Source organism: Variovorax sp. YR266 (genome assembly GCF_900107295.1).
Lineage (GTDB): Bacteria > Pseudomonadota > Gammaproteobacteria > Burkholderiales > Burkholderiaceae_C > Variovorax.
The window spans coordinates 31,089-48,560 of sequence record NZ_FNPM01000003.1 but is presented as its reverse complement, the minus strand read 5'-3'; the positions used below and the strand labels follow the sequence as shown (position 1 = coordinate 48,560).

19 protein-coding genes and 1 tRNA gene are annotated in these 17,472 nt (G+C 64.6%); 11 read left to right on the top strand and 9 right to left on the bottom strand.

The window, feature by feature from the left end:
* Positions 1 to 12 precede the first annotated feature (12 nt).
* From secY to BLW48_RS09325, 8 genes are all read left to right on the top strand, one after another.
* A complete protein-coding gene (secY, locus tag BLW48_RS09360; RefSeq protein ID WP_093059387.1) occupies positions 13 to 1,326 on the top strand; it encodes a preprotein translocase subunit SecY in 1,314 nt (437 codons plus the stop codon).
* 64 nt (positions 1,327 to 1,390) lie between these two features.
* Complete coding sequence (gene rpmJ, locus BLW48_RS09355) at positions 1,391 to 1,504, top strand: 50S ribosomal protein L36 (RefSeq protein WP_013544106.1); 114 nt, start codon at positions 1,391 to 1,393, stop codon at positions 1,502 to 1,504.
* A 23-nt stretch (positions 1,505 to 1,527) separates the two neighbouring features.
* Entirely contained in the window at positions 1,528 to 1,893 is a 366-nt protein-coding gene (gene rpsM / locus BLW48_RS09350; RefSeq protein WP_013544105.1) for a 30S ribosomal protein S13, read from the top strand.
* Between the two features lie 12 nt (positions 1,894 to 1,905).
* Positions 1,906 to 2,310: a 30S ribosomal protein S11 gene (rpsK, locus tag BLW48_RS09345; protein WP_009124825.1), complete on the top strand. Its 405-nt coding sequence runs from the start codon at positions 1,906 to 1,908 to the stop codon at positions 2,308 to 2,310.
* A 131-nt stretch (positions 2,311 to 2,441) separates the two neighbouring features.
* Positions 2,442 to 3,065, top strand: coding sequence for a 30S ribosomal protein S4 (rpsD, locus tag BLW48_RS09340; protein WP_009124826.1), 624 nt, complete (start codon positions 2,442 to 2,444; stop codon positions 3,063 to 3,065).
* A gap of 142 nt (positions 3,066 to 3,207) precedes the next feature.
* Positions 3,208 to 4,197 carry a DNA-directed RNA polymerase subunit alpha gene (gene rpoA / locus BLW48_RS09335; RefSeq protein ID WP_093059385.1) on the top strand — a complete coding sequence of 330 codons (990 nt, stop codon included), beginning with the start codon at positions 3,208 to 3,210 and terminating at the stop codon, positions 4,195 to 4,197.
* 93 nt (positions 4,198 to 4,290) lie between these two features.
* Positions 4,291 to 4,689 (top strand): 50S ribosomal protein L17, encoded by a 399-nt coding sequence (gene rplQ, locus BLW48_RS09330; RefSeq protein ID WP_093059382.1) that lies wholly within the window; start codon positions 4,291 to 4,293, stop codon positions 4,687 to 4,689.
* A gap of 18 nt (positions 4,690 to 4,707) precedes the next feature.
* A tRNA-Met gene (locus BLW48_RS09325) sits at positions 4,708 to 4,784 on the top strand.
* Between the two features lie 114 nt (positions 4,785 to 4,898).
* On the opposite strand, the gene BLW48_RS09320 is transcribed toward BLW48_RS09325, so the two are convergent.
* Positions 4,899 to 5,549 (bottom strand): HD domain-containing protein, encoded by a 651-nt coding sequence (locus tag BLW48_RS09320; RefSeq protein ID WP_093174238.1) that lies wholly within the window; start codon positions 5,547 to 5,549, stop codon positions 4,899 to 4,901.
* Positions 5,550 to 5,658: 109 nt separating this feature from the next.
* Here BLW48_RS09320 and BLW48_RS09315 point away from each other — a divergent pair, with 109 nt between their 5' ends.
* Positions 5,659 to 6,642: a GlxA family transcriptional regulator gene (locus BLW48_RS09315; RefSeq protein WP_093174237.1), complete on the top strand. Its 984-nt coding sequence runs from the start codon at positions 5,659 to 5,661 to the stop codon at positions 6,640 to 6,642.
* Here the strand turns inward: BLW48_RS09315 and BLW48_RS09310 are convergent.
* From BLW48_RS09310 to BLW48_RS09285, 6 genes are read right to left on the bottom strand one after another with little or no spacing between them, the layout of a single operon-like run.
* A complete protein-coding gene (locus BLW48_RS09310) occupies positions 6,629 to 7,027 on the bottom strand; it encodes a RidA family protein (protein ID WP_093059376.1) in 399 nt (132 codons plus the stop codon). The genes BLW48_RS09315 and BLW48_RS09310 overlap by 14 nt on opposite strands.
* On the bottom strand, positions 7,024 to 8,646 hold the full coding sequence (locus BLW48_RS09305; protein WP_093174235.1) for an AMP-binding protein: 1,623 nt from the start codon (positions 8,644 to 8,646) through the stop codon (positions 7,024 to 7,026). Before BLW48_RS09305 ends, BLW48_RS09310 begins: the two co-directional genes overlap by 4 nt.
* 5 nt (positions 8,647 to 8,651) lie before the next feature.
* Entirely contained in the window at positions 8,652 to 9,845 is a 1,194-nt protein-coding gene (locus BLW48_RS09300; protein ID WP_093174233.1) for an acyl-CoA dehydrogenase family protein, read from the bottom strand.
* A 4-nt stretch (positions 9,846 to 9,849) separates the two neighbouring features.
* Positions 9,850 to 10,704, bottom strand: coding sequence for an enoyl-CoA hydratase family protein (locus tag BLW48_RS09295; protein ID WP_093076145.1), 855 nt, complete (start codon positions 10,702 to 10,704; stop codon positions 9,850 to 9,852).
* The gene (locus BLW48_RS09290; protein WP_093059368.1) at positions 10,701 to 11,180 is read right to left on the bottom strand and encodes a MarR family winged helix-turn-helix transcriptional regulator; all 480 of its coding nucleotides are present in this window, start codon (positions 11,178 to 11,180) and stop codon (positions 10,701 to 10,703) included. The genes BLW48_RS09295 and BLW48_RS09290 overlap by 4 nt, the downstream gene beginning before the upstream one ends.
* A gap of 1 nt (position 11,181) precedes the next feature.
* Positions 11,182 to 13,566, bottom strand: a complete 2,385-nt coding sequence (locus BLW48_RS09285) for a bifunctional salicylyl-CoA 5-hydroxylase/oxidoreductase (RefSeq protein ID WP_093174231.1) — start codon at positions 13,564 to 13,566, stop codon at positions 11,182 to 11,184.
* 131 nt (positions 13,567 to 13,697) lie between these two features.
* Here BLW48_RS09285 and BLW48_RS09280 point away from each other — a divergent pair, with 131 nt between their 5' ends.
* Together BLW48_RS09280 and BLW48_RS09275 are read left to right on the top strand one after the other, a co-directional pair.
* The gene (locus BLW48_RS09280; RefSeq protein ID WP_093059430.1) at positions 13,698 to 14,966 is read left to right on the top strand and encodes an SAM-dependent methyltransferase; all 1,269 of its coding nucleotides are present in this window, start codon (positions 13,698 to 13,700) and stop codon (positions 14,964 to 14,966) included.
* Positions 14,967 to 14,977: 11 nt separating this feature from the next.
* Entirely contained in the window at positions 14,978 to 15,301 is a 324-nt protein-coding gene (locus BLW48_RS09275; RefSeq protein ID WP_093059364.1) for a DUF1840 domain-containing protein, read from the top strand.
* Between the two features lie 6 nt (positions 15,302 to 15,307).
* Here the strand turns inward: BLW48_RS09275 and BLW48_RS09270 are convergent, their stop codons facing one another.
* Both BLW48_RS09270 and BLW48_RS09265 read right to left on the bottom strand, forming a co-directional pair.
* Positions 15,308 to 16,333 (bottom strand): Bug family tripartite tricarboxylate transporter substrate binding protein, encoded by a 1,026-nt coding sequence (locus BLW48_RS09270; protein WP_093059362.1) that lies wholly within the window; start codon positions 16,331 to 16,333, stop codon positions 15,308 to 15,310.
* 78 nt (positions 16,334 to 16,411) lie between these two features.
* On the bottom strand, positions 16,412 to 17,338 hold the full coding sequence (locus tag BLW48_RS09265) for a LysR family transcriptional regulator (RefSeq protein ID WP_093059360.1): 927 nt from the start codon (positions 17,336 to 17,338) through the stop codon (positions 16,412 to 16,414).
* Positions 17,339 to 17,472: the final 134 nt, after the last annotated feature.

The following is a 17,472-nucleotide window of genomic DNA, read 5'->3' as shown; positions in this document are numbered from 1 at the left end:
AAGAAGTTCTTCGTGGCAACTAACGCGGCAACGATCGCAAAAACAGGCAAGTTCGGCGACCTTCGTCGTCGACTCGTCTTTTTGCTGCTCGCGCTCGTGGTCTACCGGATTGGCGCGCACATTCCTGTGCCGGGTATCAACCCGGACCAGCTGGCGGCGCTGTTCCAGGGCCAGCAGGGCGGCATTCTGAGCCTGTTCAACATGTTCTCGGGCGGGGCGCTGTCGCGCTTCACCGTGTTCGCGTTGGGGATCATGCCGTACATCTCGGCGTCGATCATCATGCAGCTGATGACCTACGTGCTTCCGACCTTCGAGCAATTGAAGAAGGAAGGCGAGGCCGGCCGCCGCAAGATCACGCAGTACACGCGCTATGGCGCGCTGGGCCTGGCTCTGTTCCAGTCGTTCAGCATCGCGGTGGCTCTCGAGTCGTCGGCCGGTCTGGTCATCTCGCCTGGTTTCGGCTTCCGCCTGACCGCCATGGTGAGCCTGACGGCAGGTTCGATGTTCCTGATGTGGCTCGGCGAGCAGATCACCGAACGCGGCCTGGGCAACGGCATCTCGATCCTGATCTTTGCAGGTATCGCGGCCGGTCTGCCCAACGCCATCGGCGGCCTGCTGGAGCTGGTGCGTACCGGTGCCATGAATGTCATCGTCGCGCTCTTCATCGTCGCGGTGGTGGTGCTGGTCACCTACTTCGTGGTGTTCGTCGAACGCGGTCAGCGCAAGATCCTCGTGAACTATGCGCGGCGCCAGGTCGGTAACAAGGTCTATGGCGGCCAGTCGTCGCACCTGCCCTTGAAGCTGAACATGGCCGGTGTGATCCCGCCGATCTTCGCTTCGTCGATCATCCTGCTGCCCGCAACGGTGGTTGGCTGGTTCAGCACCGGTGAAGGCGGCTTCCGCTGGATCAAGGATGTTGCCGGCGCTCTGCGTCCGGGCGAGCCGATCTACGTGCTGCTGTACGCTGCTGCGATCGTTTTCTTCTGCTTCTTCTACACGGCACTCGTGTTCAACAGCAAGGAAACGGCCGACAACCTGAAGAAGAGTGGTGCATTCATTCCTGGCATTCGCCCGGGTGACCAGACCGCTCGCTACATCGACAAGATTCTGGTTCGCCTGACGTTGGCTGGCGCGGTGTACATCACCTTCGTCTGCCTGCTGCCCGAGTTCCTGATCCTGAAGTACAACGTGCCGTTCTACTTCGGTGGTACCTCCCTGCTGATCATCGTGGTCGTCACGATGGACTTCATGGCCCAGGTGCAAAACTACATGATGTCCCAGCAGTACGAATCGCTGCTGAAGAAGGCGAACTTCAAGACATCGTAGGGCTGTGTTTCAGTATTGAGTCCGGGCGGTAGACCGCCACGTTAAACAGTTTTAGGAGAATGAAATGAGAGTTTCGGCTTCGGTCAAAACCATCTGCCGTAATTGCAAGGTCATCCGCCGTAAAGGTGTGGTGCGTGTGATTTGCACCGACCCGCGCCACAAGCAGCGCCAGGGTTGATTGAAGAGTATTAGAGGACGCACATGGCACGTATTGCTGGCATCAACATTCCGCCGCACAAGCACGCTGAAATCGGCCTGACCGCCATCTTCGGCATCGGTCGCACTCGCGCCCGTCAGATCTGCGAAGCGAGCGGCATCGAATATTCGAAGAAGATCAAGGATCTGACCGACGCCGATCTCGAAAAGATCCGCGACCAGATCGCTCTGTTCACCATCGAAGGCGATCTGCGTCGCGAGACGACGATGAACATCAAGCGTTTGATGGACATCGGCTGCTATCGCGGCTTCCGTCACCGTCGCGGCCTGCCGATGCGCGGCCAGCGCACGCGCACCAACGCCCGCACCCGCAAGGGTCCGCGCAAGGCTGCGCAGTCCCTGAAGAAATAAGGATAGAACAGCATGGCTAAAGCACCTGCAAACAACGCCGCACAGCGCGTTCGCAAAAAGGTTCGCAAGAACGTCGCGGACGGTATCGCTCACGTGCACGCTTCGTTCAACAACACCATCATCACGATCACCGATCGCCAGGGCAACGCCCTGTCGTGGGCTTCGTCGGGTGGCCAGGGCTTCAAGGGCTCGCGCAAGTCGACGCCGTTCGCTGCGCAGGTGGCTTCCGAAGTGGCCGGCCGTGCTGCTGTCGAACAAGGTATCAAGAACCTCGATGTCGAGATCAAGGGCCCGGGCCCCGGTCGCGAATCGTCGGTGCGCGCACTGGCTGCGCTCGGCATCCGGATCAATTCCATTGCCGACGTGACGCCCGTTCCGCACAACGGCTGCCGTCCCCAGAAGCGTCGCCGCATCTGATCGTCAGTCCGCAAGGCGCAGCCAGCTTTGAATAGCGGCTGCGCATTTGTTTTTTAACTAAGCCCACCGCCATCCGCGTTTCGCCGATGGCTCCCGCAGGCAACTGCGGCAGATGACACAAAGGAAAAATCGTGGCACGTTACCTCGGCCCCAAGGCCAAACTTTCCCGCCGTGAAGGCACCGACCTGTTCCTGAAGAGCGCCCGCCGTTCGATCCAGGACAAGGCCAAGTTCGACTCCAAGCCCGGCCAGCACGGTCGTACCTCGGGTCAGCGCACTTCCGACTACGGCCTGCAACTGCGTGAAAAGCAGAAGGTCAAGCGCATGTACGGCGTGCTCGAAAAGCAATTCCGCCGCTACTTCGAAGAAGCTGATCGTCGCCGTGGCAACACCGGCGCCAACCTGCTGTTCATCCTCGAATCGCGCCTGGACAACGTCGTCTACCGCATGGGCTTCGGCTCGACCCGCGCCGAAGCGCGCCAGCTCGTGTCGCACAAGGCGATCACGGTGAACGGTCAGTCGGTCAACATCCCGTCGTACCTGGTCAAGACCGGTGACGTGATCGCCGTGCGCGACAAGTCGAAGAAGCAAAACCGCATTGTCGAAGCGCTGCAACTCGCCCAGCAAGTCGGTATTCCGGCTTGGGTCGACGTGAATGCCGACAAGGCCGAAGGCACGTTCAAGAAGGTGCCCGATCGCGACGAATTCGCCGCCGACATCAACGAATCGCTGATCGTCGAACTGTATTCGCGTTGATTTTTTCTACCCGCTTGCGCGTCTTTGCGCTGGCGGGAGATTGATATTGTTGTTCACGTTCCTGCTCCGCGCTTCGTCGCGGATCAGGTGCTTCACCAGCCTTACCGGTGTAACGAGCCGGGGGTATTGAGAGGAAGTCTGCATGCAAACCACCCTGCTGAAACCCAAGACCATCCAGGTCGAGCAACTTGCCCCCAACAAGGCCAAGGTCACGCTCGAACCTTTCGAGCGCGGCTACGGCCACACGCTCGGCAACGCGCTGCGTCGCGTTCTGCTGTCGTCCATGGTCGGCTACTCGGCCACCGAAGTCACGATCGCTGGCGTTCTGCATGAGTACTCGTCGATCGACGGCGTGCAGGAAGATGTCGTCAACATCCTGCTGAATCTCAAGGGCGTGGTGTTCAAGCTCCACAACCGCGACGAAGTCACGCTGAGCCTGCGCAAGGACGGCGAAGGCCCGGTCCTGGCGTCGGACATCCAGACCCCGCACGACGTCGAAATCATCAACCCTGACCACGTGATCGCGCACCTGTCGCAAGGCGGCAAGCTCGACATGCAGATCAAGGTTGAAAAGGGTCGTGGCTACGTGCCCGGCACGATGCGCCGCTACGCAGACGAGCCGACCAAGTCGATTGGCCGCATCGTTCTCGACGCGTCGTTCTCGCCCGTCAAGCGCGTGAGCTACACGGTCGAAAGCGCCCGTGTCGAACAGCGTACCGATCTCGACAAGCTGCTGGTTGAAATCGAAACCAACGGTGCGATCACCGCCGAAGACGCCGTGCGCGCATCGGCTAAAATCCTGGTCGAACAGCTCGCCGTGTTTGCGCAACTCGAAGGCGGCGAACTCGCAGCATTCGATGCACCGGCACCGCGCAGCGCACAGCAATTCGATCCGATCCTGCTGCGCCCTGTCGACGAGCTCGAGCTCACCGTGCGTTCGGCCAACTGCCTGAAGGCCGAAAACATCTACTACATCGGTGACCTGATTCAGCGCACCGAAAACGAGTTGCTCAAGACCCCGAATCTGGGTCGCAAGTCGCTCAACGAAATCAAGGAAGTCCTCGCTTCGCGCGGCCTGACCTTGGGTATGAAGCTCGAAAGCTGGCCGCCGGCCGGTCTCGACAAGCGTTGATTTGAATTTTTGAAATAGGCCTCCTGAAAAAGGCCAGTGCACCGGGCAGTACCTGATACGGCTGCCTGTTTTTATAAAGTAAAGGAAAGCACCATGCGTCACGGACACGGACTCCGCAAACTCAACCGCACCAGCTCGCACCGCCTTGCGATGCTGCAGAACATGATGAATTCGCTCATCGAGCACGAAGTCATCAAGACCACGGTCCCCAAGGCCAAGGAACTGCGCCGCGTCATCGAACCGATGATCACGCTCGCCAAGAAGCCTACGCTCGCCAACAAGCGCCTGGCTTTCGATCGCCTGCGCAGCCGCGACAGCGTCGTCAAGCTCTTCGGCGAACTCGGCCCGCGCTTCGCCGCGCGTCCGGGCGGCTACACCCGCATCCTGAAGATGGGTTTCCGCGTGGGCGACAACGCTCCGATGGCACTCGTCGAACTGGTCGACCGTCCTGAAATTAAAGAAGAAGCAGCCGAGCAAAACGCTGCTGAATAAGCTATAATTCCATCTTGCCGCGCGATGGAGCAGCCTGGTAGCTCGTTGGGCTCATAACCCAAAGGTCGCAAGTTCAAATCTTGCTCGCGCAACCAATTTAAAAGGCCCTTTGAATTTCAAAGGGCCTTTTTTCTTGGCCGGTAAATGAATTGAAAAAGCCCTCGCAAAGAGGGCTTTTTTGTTTCCGGAATTTGCGCGCTCGCCTAGTCTTAACCGTGCCAGGCCGAGCAGCGGATTACGCTGCAGAAGTTGCCCCGGTGGAAGTGCGGCTCTTTGTCCGCGATCACGTCCGCCTTGACGTTCCCGAGCGTCGTCTCCGGCTTGTGCCGGATGCCGTCGTAGAAGGCCTGGATGATGTCTTCTTTGAAGTGTTCGGCGCGCGGATGCGCATGCACGACCTTCGTGCGCTCGGCCTCGCTGTACTCCTTGTAGGTCAGGCCCAGCACGTCCATCTCGACGCCGGCCGTGACCAGCGCCACCACCGGATGCATGTGCTGCGGGATGCCCGGCGTCGTGTGCAGCGCGATCGAGGTCCACACCAGGTCGATGTCCTGCTGCGAGATCCCGTGCCCGTACAGGAAGTCGCGCGCCACGTTCGCGCCGTCGACTTCGAAGCGCTCGCGCGCGCTGCTGTGCTTCTTCACCAGCCCCATGTCGTGGAACATCGCGCCGGCGTACAGCAGCTCAGGGTCGAAGGTCAGCCCGCGGCGCTTGCCGGCGAGCGCTCCGAAGTAGTAAACCCGGCTCGAATGGTGAAAGAGCAGCGGCGGGGCCGTGTCTCGAACCAGTTCCGTGATCTCGTGTGCGAGCTTGCTGTCGGGGATGCGCACCCCTTCGATATCCGTCGTCGTCAAAGTCATTTGGATTTCTCCTGTGAAGTTGAGACAACTTTAGGAGTAGGCTGTGATGGCTTCAATCGACGTAATACGGTGAATTCAGACATTGTCCGTCCGAAAGCGCCGCAGATCCATGAAAGCTCCGAAGACCGTCGCCATCCTCGTCATGCCCGGCGTCCAGTTGTTGGATGTGTCCGGCCCGCTCGACGTGTTCGCCGAGGCCAACCTGCAAGCCTGCGCGCAAGCCTACAGGCTGCAGGTGATCGCAACCCGGCGAGGGCCAGTTCGCAGTTCCTCGGGTGTGCGGCTCATGCCCGATGCAGTCATCGGCGATGCAATGGACGAACCCATTCACACACTGCTCGTCGCGGGCTCTCCGCACGCGGCCGACGCGGTGTCCGATGCCAACGTGACCACGTGGCTGAGGAAACTCACACCCAAGATGCGCCGTTTCGGCTCGGTCTGCAGTGGCGCCTTCGTGCTGGCCCAGGCCGGGCTCCTGAACGGCCGGCGCGTCACCACGCACTGGGCCGTGGCCGACCAGCTCGCGCAGGAGTTCCCTTCGGTCACCGTCGACGCCGATGCCATCCACGTGCGCGACGGCCGCCTGCGCACCGCCGCAGGTGTCACGGCGGGCCTGGACCTGTCGCTCGCACTGGTGGAAGAAGACCTCGGCCGCGACATCGCAATGAAGGTTGCCGCGCAGCTCGTGATGTTCTTCAAGCGCCCTGGCGGCCAGATGCAGTTCAGCCGCAAGGGCGAGGCCGCGCCCAGCGGCCGTTCGGCCCTTCAGGAGGTCCAGCGCTGGATCTCGGCCAACCCTGCCGAGGATCACGGCGTTGCGAATCTCGCGGCGCGCATGGGCCTCAGCGAACGCCACTTTGCGCGGCTCTTCAGGCAGGAGGTCGGGGTTACACCTGCAGCGTGGGTGGAAGACGTTCGCGTGGCCGCCGCGCGCCGCCTGCTGGAGGCTGGAGACGCGGCACCCAAGCAGGTGGCATACGAATGCGGATTCGCCGATGCCGACACGCTGCGCCGCGCGTTCCAGCGGCAGGTCGGCATCACGCCCGCGGAGTACCGCAAGCGTTTCGGGGCGGCGTCAGTCAGTCTGGAATGACCGCCGTTACCTCGATCTCGACCTTCGCGCGGTGCTCGACCAGCGCCGCCACCTGCACGCAGGTCATGGCCGGGAAGTTGCGGCCCATCGCATCGCGGTAGACGGGGCCGAGCTCGGCGAGCCGGCTGCTGTATTCGTCGCGGTCGGTCACGTACCAGGTCATGCGCACCATGTGCTCAGGGCCCGCACCGCCTGCGCGCAGCACCTCGGCGATATTGCGCAGCGCCAGGCCGCATTGGTCGATGAAGTCGTCTGACTCGAACTGCTGCTGCGCATTCCAGCCGATCTGTCCGCCGACGAACAGCGTCGTGCCGCGCGCGGCAACGCCGTTCGCATAGCCTTTGGGAGGCAGCCAGCCTTCGGGCTGCAGGAGTTTGTGGATCATGATGTTGTGTTGAGTTGTCTCAGTTTGAATCGCTGGAGCTTGCCGGTTTCGGTGCGCGGCAGCACCGGCACGAACTCGATTTCCCGCGGGTATTTGAAAGGCGCGATCGTCGCCTTCACGTGGTCCTGCAGCGCTTTCACGAGGGCTGCGTTGCCCTCGTTGCCGGGCTTCAGGACACAGAACGCCTTCACGATCATGCCGCGGTCGGCATCGGGCTTGCCGATCACGCCGCACTCGGCCACGGCCGGGTGCTTGAGCAGCGCGTCTTCGACCTCCGGACCGCCGACGTTGTAGCCGGCCGTGATGATCATGTCGTCGGCGCGTGCCTGGTAGAAGAAGTAGCCGTCGTCGTCCTGCACGAACGAATCGCCCGGATAGTTCCAGCCGTTCTTCACGTAGTCGGCCTGGCGCGGATCGTCGAGATAGCGGCAGCCCACTGGGCCCTGCAGCGCGAGCTTGCCGACCGTGCCGCGCGGCACCTCGTTGCCTTCGTTGTCCACCACCTTCGCGGTGAAGCCCGGCACTGCCTTGCCGACCGCGCCGCGGCGCACGTCGCCGCCCGCAGCCGAAATGTAGATGTGGAACACCTCGGTGCCGCCGATGCCGTCGAGCATCTCGATGCCGGTGGCGTCCTTCCACAGTTGGCGCGTGGCGTCGGGCAGGGCCTCGCCGGCACTCACGCTGATGCGCAGGCTGGGCATGCCGTGCTGCTTCACGAACGGCGCCATCTGGCGATAGAACGTCGGTGCCGTGTAGCAGATGGTCGCGCCGACCTCGTTGATGAGCTTCACCAGCCCCTCGGGCGTGAACGGCGCATCGGGAAAATAGACCGAAGCCCCCGTCCACATCGGGAACACCAGCAGCCCACCGAGGCCGAAGGTGAAGGCCAGCGGCGGCGAGCCCACCACGATGTCGTCGCTGCGCGCGCGCAGCACATGGCGCGGCCAGGTCTCGCACATCGCGAGCACGTCGCGGTGTGTGGTGACGGGCGCCTTCGGCTTGCCCGTGGTGCCTGATGTGAAGGCCAGCAGCGCGATGTCGTCCGATGCCGTAGGGCAGGCCTTGAACACACCGCTCTTCTTCACCGCGCGTGCAGAGAGCGAGTCATCCGCTTCAGGCTTGTTGAATGCAATCACCGTGGCGAGCACCGGATGTGCCTGCTGAGCGATCACGAGTTCGTCGAGCAGGCGCCCATCGCACAGCGCGGCCACGGGCTGCGCCTTCTCGATGATCTCGCCCAGCTCCTTCGCGCGCAGCAGCGGCATCGTTGCCACCGCGATCAGCCCGGCCTTCACCACCGCGAGCCACGACAGCGCCATGGCCACCGAGTTGCCGCCACGCAGCAGCACGCGATTGCCCGGCACGAGCCCGAGGTCTTCCGTCAGCACCTGCGCGATGCGATTGACCTCGATGGCCGCTTGCGCGTACGTCAGCGTGCCCTGCGGCGAACGCAGCATCGGCTTGTCGCCGATGCCCTTGGCCACCGCCTTGTCGAGCAGCTCCTCGACCAGGTTCAGCTGGTCGGGCAACTGCAGCTCGGGCAGTTCGTAGCGAAAGACGGGCAGCTGCGCGGCAGGCGGCAGGCGGTCGTGAACGAAGCGGTCGACTTGGGCAGACACGGTGTTTATCCCCGCAGAACAGATTTACCGATGATCAGTTGTTGGACTTCCGTCGCGCCCTCGTAGATGCGCAGCGAGCGGATGTCGCGGTAGAGGCTTTCAATCTTCGTGCCAACCTTCACGCCGAGGCCGCCGTGCATCTGCAGCGACATGTCGATCACGCGGCTTGCGTTTTCGGTGGCGCACATCTTGGCCATTGCGGCTGCGGCAGAGACGTCGCCCACTGCCGGTGCACCGCGTTGCTCTGCGTCGTCGCGCATCCACGCAGCGCGGTACGTGAGCAGCGCGGCGCTGTCGATCAGCGCGGCCATCTCGCCGAGCTTGGCCTGCGTGAGCTGGAAGTCGGCCAGCGTCTGGCCGAACATGCGGCGGCTCGTCGAATGCGCAATGGCTTCAGCCAACGCGCGACGACCCATGCCGAGCGCAGCAGCCGCTACCGAAGCGCGGAAGATGTCGAGCGTGCGCATCGCGAGCTTGAAGCCGCCGTTGAGCTCGCCGAGCTGCGCCGAGCGCGGCACGATGCAGTTTTCGAAACGCAGCGTGGCCAGCGGATGCGGCGCCATCACGTCGATGTGCGCAGAGGTATCGAGGCCGGGCGTCGTTGCATCGACGATGAAGGCCGTGATGCCGCGCGTGCCACCGGTGGGGTCGGTCTTCGCGAAGACGCAGTAGAAGTCGGCGATGCCGCCGTTGCTGGTCCAGGTCTTCTCGCCGTTGAGCCTCCAGCCGTCGGCGGTTGCTTCGGCGCGCATGGCCATCGCGCCCACGTCGGAGCCCGCTTCGGGTTCGCTGAGCGCGAAGGCCGCGATCTTGCTGCCCTTGGCAACCGCCGTCAGGTAGTTGGCGTGCTGCTCCGGCGTGCCTGCAAGTGTGATCGCCCCGCTTCCGAGGCCCTGCATCGCGAACGCGAAGTCGGCGAGCGGCGAGTGAAAAGCAAGCGTTTCGCGCAGCAGCACGAGGGCACGCGAGTCGAGTCGTTCGAGCGCGCCGCCGGACGTGCCCGGCACGCAGTAGCGCAGCCAGCCGCCGGCGCCGAGCCGCTGAACCCAGTCGCGGCAGGCGGCACGGTCATCGCGCTCGTCGACTTCCTGCGCAGCGGCCCAGGGCAGCAGGCCGTCGGCGAGCGCGCGATGCGCATCGTCGAAGAACGGCAGCGCAAGGTGCGCAGTCGATGGCGGGGCGGGTGCTTTGGTCATCATCGCGTCAGTCTCCGCCGAACACCGGCTTGCGCTTGGCCGCGAAGGCTTCGTACGCGCGCTTGAAGTCTTCCGTCTGCATGCAGATGGCTTGTGCCTGCGCTTCGGCCTCGATGGCCTGGTCGATGGTCATTGACCATTCCTGCGACAGCATGGTCTTCGTCATGCCGTGCGCGAAGCTCGGGCCTTCGGCCAGCTCGCGCGCCACCTTGGTGGCTGCTTCGAGCAGCGCATCGCTTTCATGCAGTGCGTTGAAGAAGCCCCAGGCGTGGCCTTCCTGCGCCGTCATCGCGCGGCCTGTGAACAGCAGCTCCGATGCGCGGCCCTGGCCGATCACGCGCGGCAGCAGCGCGCAGGCGCCCATGTCCGCACCGGCAAGACCCACGCGCGTGAAGAGGAATGCAGTGCGCGTGGCGGGCGAGCCGTAGCGCAGATCGCAGGCCAGAGCGATCATCGCGCCGGCGCCGGCACACACGCCGTCGATGGCTCCGACGATGGGCTGCGGGCACGCACGGATGGCTTTCACCAGGTCACCCGTCATGCGCGTGAACTCCAGCAGCTCGGGCATGCGCATGCCGGTCAGCGGGCCGATGATCTCGTGCACGTCGCCGCCAGAGCAGAAGTTGCCGCCGGCGCCGGTCACGACGATCGCCTTCACGTCGGTCGCGTAGTTCAGCGCGCGGAACAGGTCGCGCAACTCGGCATACGAGTCGAACGTGAGCGGGTTCTTGCGCTCCGGCCGGTTCAGCGTGACGGTGCCGACGCCGGCCTCGTAGCTCCATGCGAAGTGCTCGGCCTTGTAGGCTGCCTTCGCCTCGAATTGCGCGCGCATGGGGTTGCCTGCGCCGATGTAGTGCTTCATTCGGTCTCCACTATCAATTGGTTGTGTGAGTGTTCCTTGACCTTGCCTAGCAGCTTGTGGAGCTGCGAGATCTCCTTGCCGCTGAGGCCCGCGAAGGCTTCGACGATCCAGTCTTCGTGCTGCTGCGCCATTTCGTTGAAGAGCTTGCGCCCGCGCGGCGTGAGGCGCACGCGCCAGGCGCGGCGGTCGCCCTCGACGTTGATGCGCTCGACCAGCCCTTCGGTCACGAGCTGGTCGGTGATGCCGGTCACGTTGCCGCCCGTCACCATCATGCGGCGCGAGAGCTCGTTCATCTTGAGACCGTCGGGCGAGCGTTCGAGCTGCGACATCAGGTCGAAGCGCGGCAGCGTGGTGGCGAACTGCGAGCGCAGTTCGTTGCGCACCTGTTTCTCGATCAGCTGGGTGCAGGTGAGCAGCCGCAGCCAGAGCCGCAGTGCTTCGGGGTGTTCGCTGTGCGCGCGCGCTTCGAGGTCCATGTCAGTGCGTCTCCTCGCCGCTCTGGGCGGCCATCGCGGCATTCGCTGCCGCTGCGAGCTGTTGCTGCTTGGCGATCTCGCGGTACATCTGGTCGCGTCCGCTCAGGTATTGCTTGGGCCAGTCGACGTCGCGGCTCTGCAGCTTGGCGGCTTCGTGCAGCGTCCACGCCGGGTCGGCCAGGTGCGGACGCGCGACGGCGCACAGGTCGGCGCGGCCGGCGGCGATGATGCTGTTGGCTTGGTCGGCGTCGGTGATGGCGCCGACCGCGATGGTCGAGATGCCGACCTCGTTGCGGATGCGGTCCGAGAACGGCGTCTGGTACATGCGGCCGTACACCGGCTTCGCGTCGCGCGTGGTCTGGCCGGAAGACACGTCGATGAAATCGGCGCCGGCTTCCTTGAAGAGGCGCGCGATCACGATTGCATCGGCATCGGTGTTGCCGCCGGGCGCCCAGTCGTGCGCGGAGATACGCACGCTCATGGGCTTGTCTGCTGGCCACACGGCGCGCATGGCGCGGAACACTTCGAGCGGATAGCGGCAGCGCGCTTCGATGTCGCCACCGTATTCATCGGTGCGCAGATTGGTGAGCGGGCTGATGAAGGCCGACAACAGGTAGCCGTGCGCGCAGTGCAGTTCGAGCCAGTCGAAGCCGCATTCGACGGCGCGACGGGTGGAGGCGACGAACTGGTCGCGCAGCGTGTCCATCTCGGCGCGCGTGATGGCGGCGGGCAGCTGGTTCTGTTCGCCGTAGGGCAGCGCGCTCGCAGCCAGCAGCGGCCAGTTGCCGCTTTCGAGCGGTTCGTCGGTGCCTTCCCAGCCCACGCGGGTCGAGCCCTTGGGCCCGCTGTGGCCGAGCTGCATGGCGATCTTCGCGCTCGACTGCGTGTGCACGAAATCGACGATGCGCTTGAAGGCGGCTTGCTGCGTGTCGTTGTACAGGCCCGTACAGGCCGGCGTGATACGGCCTTCGGGCGTCGGGCTCGTCATTTCGACGAACACCATGGCGGCGCCGCCGAGAGCGCGCGCGCCCAGGTGCACGAGCAGAAAGTCTTGCGGCACGCCGTCGACCGCGCTGTAGGTGGCCATCGGCGACACCAGGATGCGGTTCTTCAGCGTGAGCCCGCGCACCTTGTAGGGCATGAGCATCGGCGCCATCGCCTTGCCGCCCGCAAGCCATTGCTCGTAGCCGCCGAGCCATTGCGTGTCGCGCACGCGCAGGTTCTCGTGGCTGATGCGCTGCGAGCGCGTGAGCAGCGAATAGGCGAACTGCTCGATCTCCATGCCGGTGTAGCGCGGCACGTTCTCGAACCACTCGGTGGAGTTGCGCGCGGCGTTCTGGATCTTCAGCACCTCGACGCTGCGGCGGGCCTCGTAGCCTTCGAGCACATGGTCGACCGTGCCGCCCTGCGCGAATTCGTTGGCCAGGTCTATCGCGTCTTCCAGCGCGAGCTTGGTGCCCGAGCCGATGGAGAAGTGCGCCGTGTGCGCGGCGTCGCCCATCAGCACCACGGGCACCGAGCGGCCTTCGACGTCGATGCGGTGCGTCCAGCGCTCGCACACCACGCGCGGAAAACGGATCCAGTTGGCCGAGCCGCGCAGGTGCGTGGCATTGCTGATCAGCGAATGGCCACCGAGGTACTTGGCGAACAGCTTCTCGCAAAAGGCGATGGCCTCGGGCTGCTCCATCTGGTCGAGGCCATGGGCCTTCCAAACGGCCTCGGGCGTTTCGACGATGAAGGTCGATGTCTTGTCGTCGAACTGGTAGGCGTGCGCCTGGAACCAGCCGTGCTCGGTCTGTTCGAAGGCGAAGGTGAAGGCGTCGAAGGTCTGGTGCGTGCCCAGCCAGACGAAGCGGCAGTTGCGCAGATCGACGTCGGGCTTGAACACGTCGGCGTAGCGCTGGCGGATGCGGCTGTTGAGGCCGTCGCTGGCAATGACCAAGTCGGCGTTGTACTGCGCGGCAATGGCCTGGTCGTCGGTGGCGTCGGTCTCGAACACCAGATCGACGCCAAGCGCGAGGCAGCGCTCCTGCAGGATGTTCAGCAGCCGCTTGCGGCCGATGCCGCAGAAGCCGTGGCCTCCCGAGCGCACCTGGCGGCCTTTGAAGAAGACCTGGATGTCGTCCCAGTGATGGAACTCATTGCCGATGAGCGCCGCGGTGTCGGCGTCGGCCGCGCGCAGGTTGCCCAGCGTCTGGTCGCTCAGCACCACGCCCCAGCCGAAGGTGTCGAAGGGGCGGTTGCGCTCCACCACGGTGATCTGCAGCGCAGGGTTGCGCGCCTTCATCAACAGGGCGAAGTAGAGACCCGCCGGCCCCCCGCCAATGCACAGGATGCGCTGGAGGTCCGAAGCGGGAGCGGATTTGAGCGGGCTGATGCTGTTCATGGTTCAATAGTTTAGACATAAACAATCTCATGTCAATCCCGATTCGCACCGGGCGCCCGGCGTGCCGCTCGCGGCCGCCGCTGACACGGGTAGTCATGCAAAAACTTGGAAAAATCAATACCATGGGCCCCATGCAAAACTTGATACCCAAGATCGAGTCGCAGCTGGCTTCGCTGCCTGTCCCCATCGCGCTGGAGCTGCCAGATGGCCGGCGCGTTGCCCAGGCGGGAGCCCGCGTCACCCTGGCCTTCAAGGAGTGGACGGTGCTCGCCAAGCTGGCGGCCCGACAGGTGGGAGCCATCGGCGAGGCGTATGTCGAGGGCAAGGTGCAGATCGAGGGCGCCATGCGCGACCTGATCGACGCCACCGTCGGCATGCTGCCCGGCAACCCCGCCGAAACCGACACCGGCTGGTGGAGCCGCCTGCAGCACCGGGCCAAGTCCCACGGTTCGCATTCGCTGCGCAAGGACGCGGCCCAGATCGAGTTCCACTACGACGTCTCCGACGACTTCTACGCGCTGTGGCTGGACCCGCGCCGCGTGTATTCATGCGCTTACTTCCGCACGCCCGACCTCACGCTGGCGCAGGCTCAGGAAGCCAAGCTCGACCACATCTGCCGCAAGCTCATGCTGCAGCCGGGCGAGCGCTACCTCGACATCGGCTCAGGCTGGGGCGCGCTGCTGCTGTGGGCGGCCGAGCACTACGGCGTGGACGCCACCGGCATCACGCTGTCGAAGAACCAGCATGCCTACGTGCAGCGGCTCATCGAGCAGAAGGGCCTGCAGGGCCGCGTGCGCGTCGAGCTGCGCGACTACCGCGAGCTGTCGGTCGACCAGCCCTTCGACAAGATCTCGTCGGTCGGCATGTTCGAGCACGTGGGCGCGGCCAACATGCCGACCTACTTCCGCAAGATCCATTCGCTGCTGAAGCCGGGTGGCCTGGTGATGAACCACGGCATCACTTCGGGCGAGCTCAACTACCGCCAGCTGGGCGCCGGCATGGGCGACTTCATCGAGAAATACATCTTCCCCGGCGGCGAACTGCTGCACGTGACGCACGTGCTGCGCGAAACGGCTGCGGCCGGCCTGGAGATGGTCGACACCGAGAGCCTGCGCCCGCACTATGCGCGCACGCTCTGGGCCTGGTCGGATGCACTCGAGGCGCAGCTCGACACCGCGCGCGAGGTGCTGCAGCGCAACGGCGGCCGCCAGGCCGAGAACGCCGAGCGCGTGCTGCGGGCCTATCGCCTCTACCTCGCGGGCTCGGCCATGAGCTTCGAGCAGGGCTGGATCTCGCTGCACCAGATGCTGTCCACCAGGCCCGACGGCAAGGTCGAGCACGGCGTTTTGCGCGGCGCGCAATCGGTGTACCCTTTTGCCCGTGACTACATCTACAAGTGAGTGAAAACACCATGCTCTATCGATTCCAGTCCCGAGCCTCCCCCGACTTCGTGATGCTCGAAGTGCATGCGCGCCAGTTGCTGGACATCGTCGGCAAGTCGGCGGCCCCGCAAGGCATCATCACGGTCGAGCAGATCCCCGGCGCCATCGCGGCCATCGAAGCCGCGCTGGCGCGCGAGGGCTCCAACGCCCACAACAACGACGACTACGCCGTCGAAGGCCACGCCAACGAAGCCGAGAAGCAGCATGTCGGGCTGCACCAGCGTGCAATCCCGCTGCTTCACATGCTCAAGGATTCGCTGGCCGAGAAGAAAGACGTGACCTGGAAGACCTGAGCTCCGTCAGTCGACTTTCGCGCCTGAGTCTTTGACGACCTTCGCCCACTTCACGTGCTCGCTCGCAATGAGCTTCGTGAAGTCGGCGGGTGAATTCCCGCTCGGAATCGCGCCCTGCGCGAGCATCTTTTCCTTGATGGCCGGCGTGCCCAGCGACTTGGCCACTTCCTGCTGAATCCGGTTCACGATCTCGGGTGAGGTGCCGGCCGGTGCTAGCAGCCCGAACCACGAGCTCGCCTCGAAGCCCTTGAGCGACGGGCCCCCCACTTCTTCCACCGTCGGAATGTCCGGCAGGGCAGGCGAACGCTGCGCGCTCGTCACGGCCAGGGCAGTGAGCTTGCCGGCCTTGATCTGCGCCATCGACGAGGGCAGGTTGTCGAACATCACGTCGGCATTGCCGCCCACCATGTCCAGCAGCGCCGGGCCCGAGCCCTTGTACGGGATGTGCGCCATGAACGTGCCCGTCATGCTCTTGAACAGCTCGCCCGCGAGATGGATCGACGTGCCGCTGCCGCTCGACGCCATGTTCAGCTTGCCCGGGTTGGCCTTGGCGTACTTGATGAAGTCCTGCACGTTGCGGATGTTCAGCGTCTTGGCCTTGTCGGCGTTCATCTCCATCACGTTCGGCACGGCGGCCACCAGCGTGATGGGCGCGAAGTCCTTGATCGGGTCGAAGGGCAGCTTGGGGTACAGCGCGCGGTTGATGCCGTGCGTGCCCACCGTGCCCATCAGCAGCGTGTAGCCGTCGTTCGGCGCGCGCGCCACGATCTCGGCGCCCACGTTGCCGCCCGCGCCCGCACGGTTGTCCACGATGAACTGCTGGCCGAAGGCCTTCGACAGTTCGGGCGCGACGGCGCGCGCCAGGATGTCGGTGGTGCCGCCGGCCGCAAACGGCACGACGATGCGCACCGGCTTGGTCGGCCAGGTGCCTTGGGCCCACGAAGGGGCGGCCATCAGGGTCAGGGCGGTGGCTACGGATGCGGCCAGCGCGGTGCGGCGACTGGGCTTGAAGAGAGAGAAAGAAGAAGTCATGCGCGCGTTTGTACAGGTGCACGCCATGGGCGTCGCGGGTGAAAACCCCGTGAGCCGGTGGGTCGACGCACGGTCGGCTCAGGCCACCTGCATCCGCTGCGCAAACCGCTCGTTGCGAAAACGCTCCAGCACGAAGTCGATGAACACGCGCGTCTTCGGCGGCAGCAGCTTCTTGCTCGGGTAGTAGAGCCACACTGCGCCCGCGTCCTGGTGCCATTCGGGCAGCAGCCGCAGCAGCTCGCCGCTGCGCAGCCCGCGTTCCACGAAGGGCATCGGCAGCATCGCCACACCCAGCCCCATCAGTGCGGCATGCGCGATGGCTTCGGGGTCGTTGAAGATCGCGCGCGGCCGGGGCAGATCGACCGTGACCTCCTCTCCGCGTGCCTGCCGCAGCGTCCAGCTGCGCAGCCGCCCCGTGGGCGAGGAGCGGCGCAGCAGGGTGTCGAGTTCCACCAGATCCGAGGGGTGTCGCGGCCGCTTGCGCCCCTCCATGTAGCGCGGCGACGCCACCGCCACCACGTGGATGCGCGCCAGCTCCCGCGCCACCAGCCCGGCCGACAGCTCGATGCCGCCGCCGATGGCAGCGTCGAAGCCCTCGCCGACCAGGTCGACCTGCTGGTTGTCGAAATGCCAGTCCGGCAGGATGGCCGGGTAGCGCGCGAGAAAGTCGCCCATCAGCGGCAGCACGTGCTCGCGCCCGAAGGCCTGGCCCATGCTCACCTTCAGCGTGCCGGCGGGCTGGCCGTCGTCGGTGTCGATGCCGGCCACGGCCTCCTGCAGCGTGGCCAGCGCGGGGCCGATCTGCGCCAGGAAGCGCTCGCCGCCCTCGGTCAGCGTGAGGCTGCGCGTGCTGCGCTGGAACAGCCGCACGCCCAGCCGCGCCTCGAGCCGCGCCACGTTCTTGCTGACTGCGGCCGGCGTCAGCCCCAGGCGCCGGGCGGCGGCCGAGAAGCTGCCGCCCTCCGCGCTTTGCACGAAGGACTCGAGGTGATTGAGCGGTTCCATGGCCGCATTTTCATTCTCATCTTCAACTTTGGGTTGAATTTGATTGCGCCAATTGATGGCTACCGCCGAGGGAATGAAATGCCGACACTGAAGATCTTCCTTCTCCCGTCCTCCTTCAACTGATCGGAAAAATC

Bases quoted from the DNA above. Each gene is read 5' to 3' on its own strand.
- rpmJ (WP_013544106.1), top strand. From the start codon at position 1,391: ATGAGAGTTTCGGCTTCGGTCAAAACCATCTGCCGTAATTGCAAGGTC.
- rpsM (WP_013544105.1), top strand. From the start codon at position 1,528: ATGGCACGTATTGCTGGCATCAACATTCCGCCGCACAAGCACGCTGAA.
- rpsK (WP_009124825.1), top strand. From the start codon at position 1,906: ATGGCTAAAGCACCTGCAAACAACGCCGCACAGCGCGTTCGCAAAAAG.
- rpoA (WP_093059385.1), top strand. From the start codon at position 3,208: ATGCAAACCACCCTGCTGAAACCCAAGACCATCCAGGTCGAGCAACTT.
- rplQ (WP_093059382.1), top strand. From the start codon at position 4,291: ATGCGTCACGGACACGGACTCCGCAAACTCAACCGCACCAGCTCGCAC.
- BLW48_RS09320 (WP_093174238.1), bottom strand. From the start codon at position 5,549: ATGACTTTGACGACGACGGATATCGAAGGGGTGCGCATCCCCGACAGC.
- BLW48_RS09315 (WP_093174237.1), top strand. From the start codon at position 5,659: ATGAAAGCTCCGAAGACCGTCGCCATCCTCGTCATGCCCGGCGTCCAG.
- BLW48_RS09310 (WP_093059376.1), bottom strand. From the start codon at position 7,027: ATGATCCACAAACTCCTGCAGCCCGAAGGCTGGCTGCCTCCCAAAGGC.
- BLW48_RS09300 (WP_093174233.1), bottom strand. From the start codon at position 9,845: ATGATGACCAAAGCACCCGCCCCGCCATCGACTGCGCACCTTGCGCTG.
- BLW48_RS09295 (WP_093076145.1), bottom strand. From the start codon at position 10,704: ATGAAGCACTACATCGGCGCAGGCAACCCCATGCGCGCGCAATTCGAG.
- BLW48_RS09290 (WP_093059368.1), bottom strand. From the start codon at position 11,180: ATGGACCTCGAAGCGCGCGCGCACAGCGAACACCCCGAAGCACTGCGG.
- BLW48_RS09285 (WP_093174231.1), bottom strand. From the start codon at position 13,566: ATGAACAGCATCAGCCCGCTCAAATCCGCTCCCGCTTCGGACCTCCAG.
- BLW48_RS09280 (WP_093059430.1), top strand. From the start codon at position 13,698: ATGCAAAACTTGATACCCAAGATCGAGTCGCAGCTGGCTTCGCTGCCT.
- BLW48_RS09275 (WP_093059364.1), top strand. From the start codon at position 14,978: ATGCTCTATCGATTCCAGTCCCGAGCCTCCCCCGACTTCGTGATGCTC.
- BLW48_RS09270 (WP_093059362.1), bottom strand. From the start codon at position 16,333: ATGACTTCTTCTTTCTCTCTCTTCAAGCCCAGTCGCCGCACCGCGCTG.
- BLW48_RS09265 (WP_093059360.1), bottom strand. From the start codon at position 17,338: ATGGAACCGCTCAATCACCTCGAGTCCTTCGTGCAAAGCGCGGAGGGC.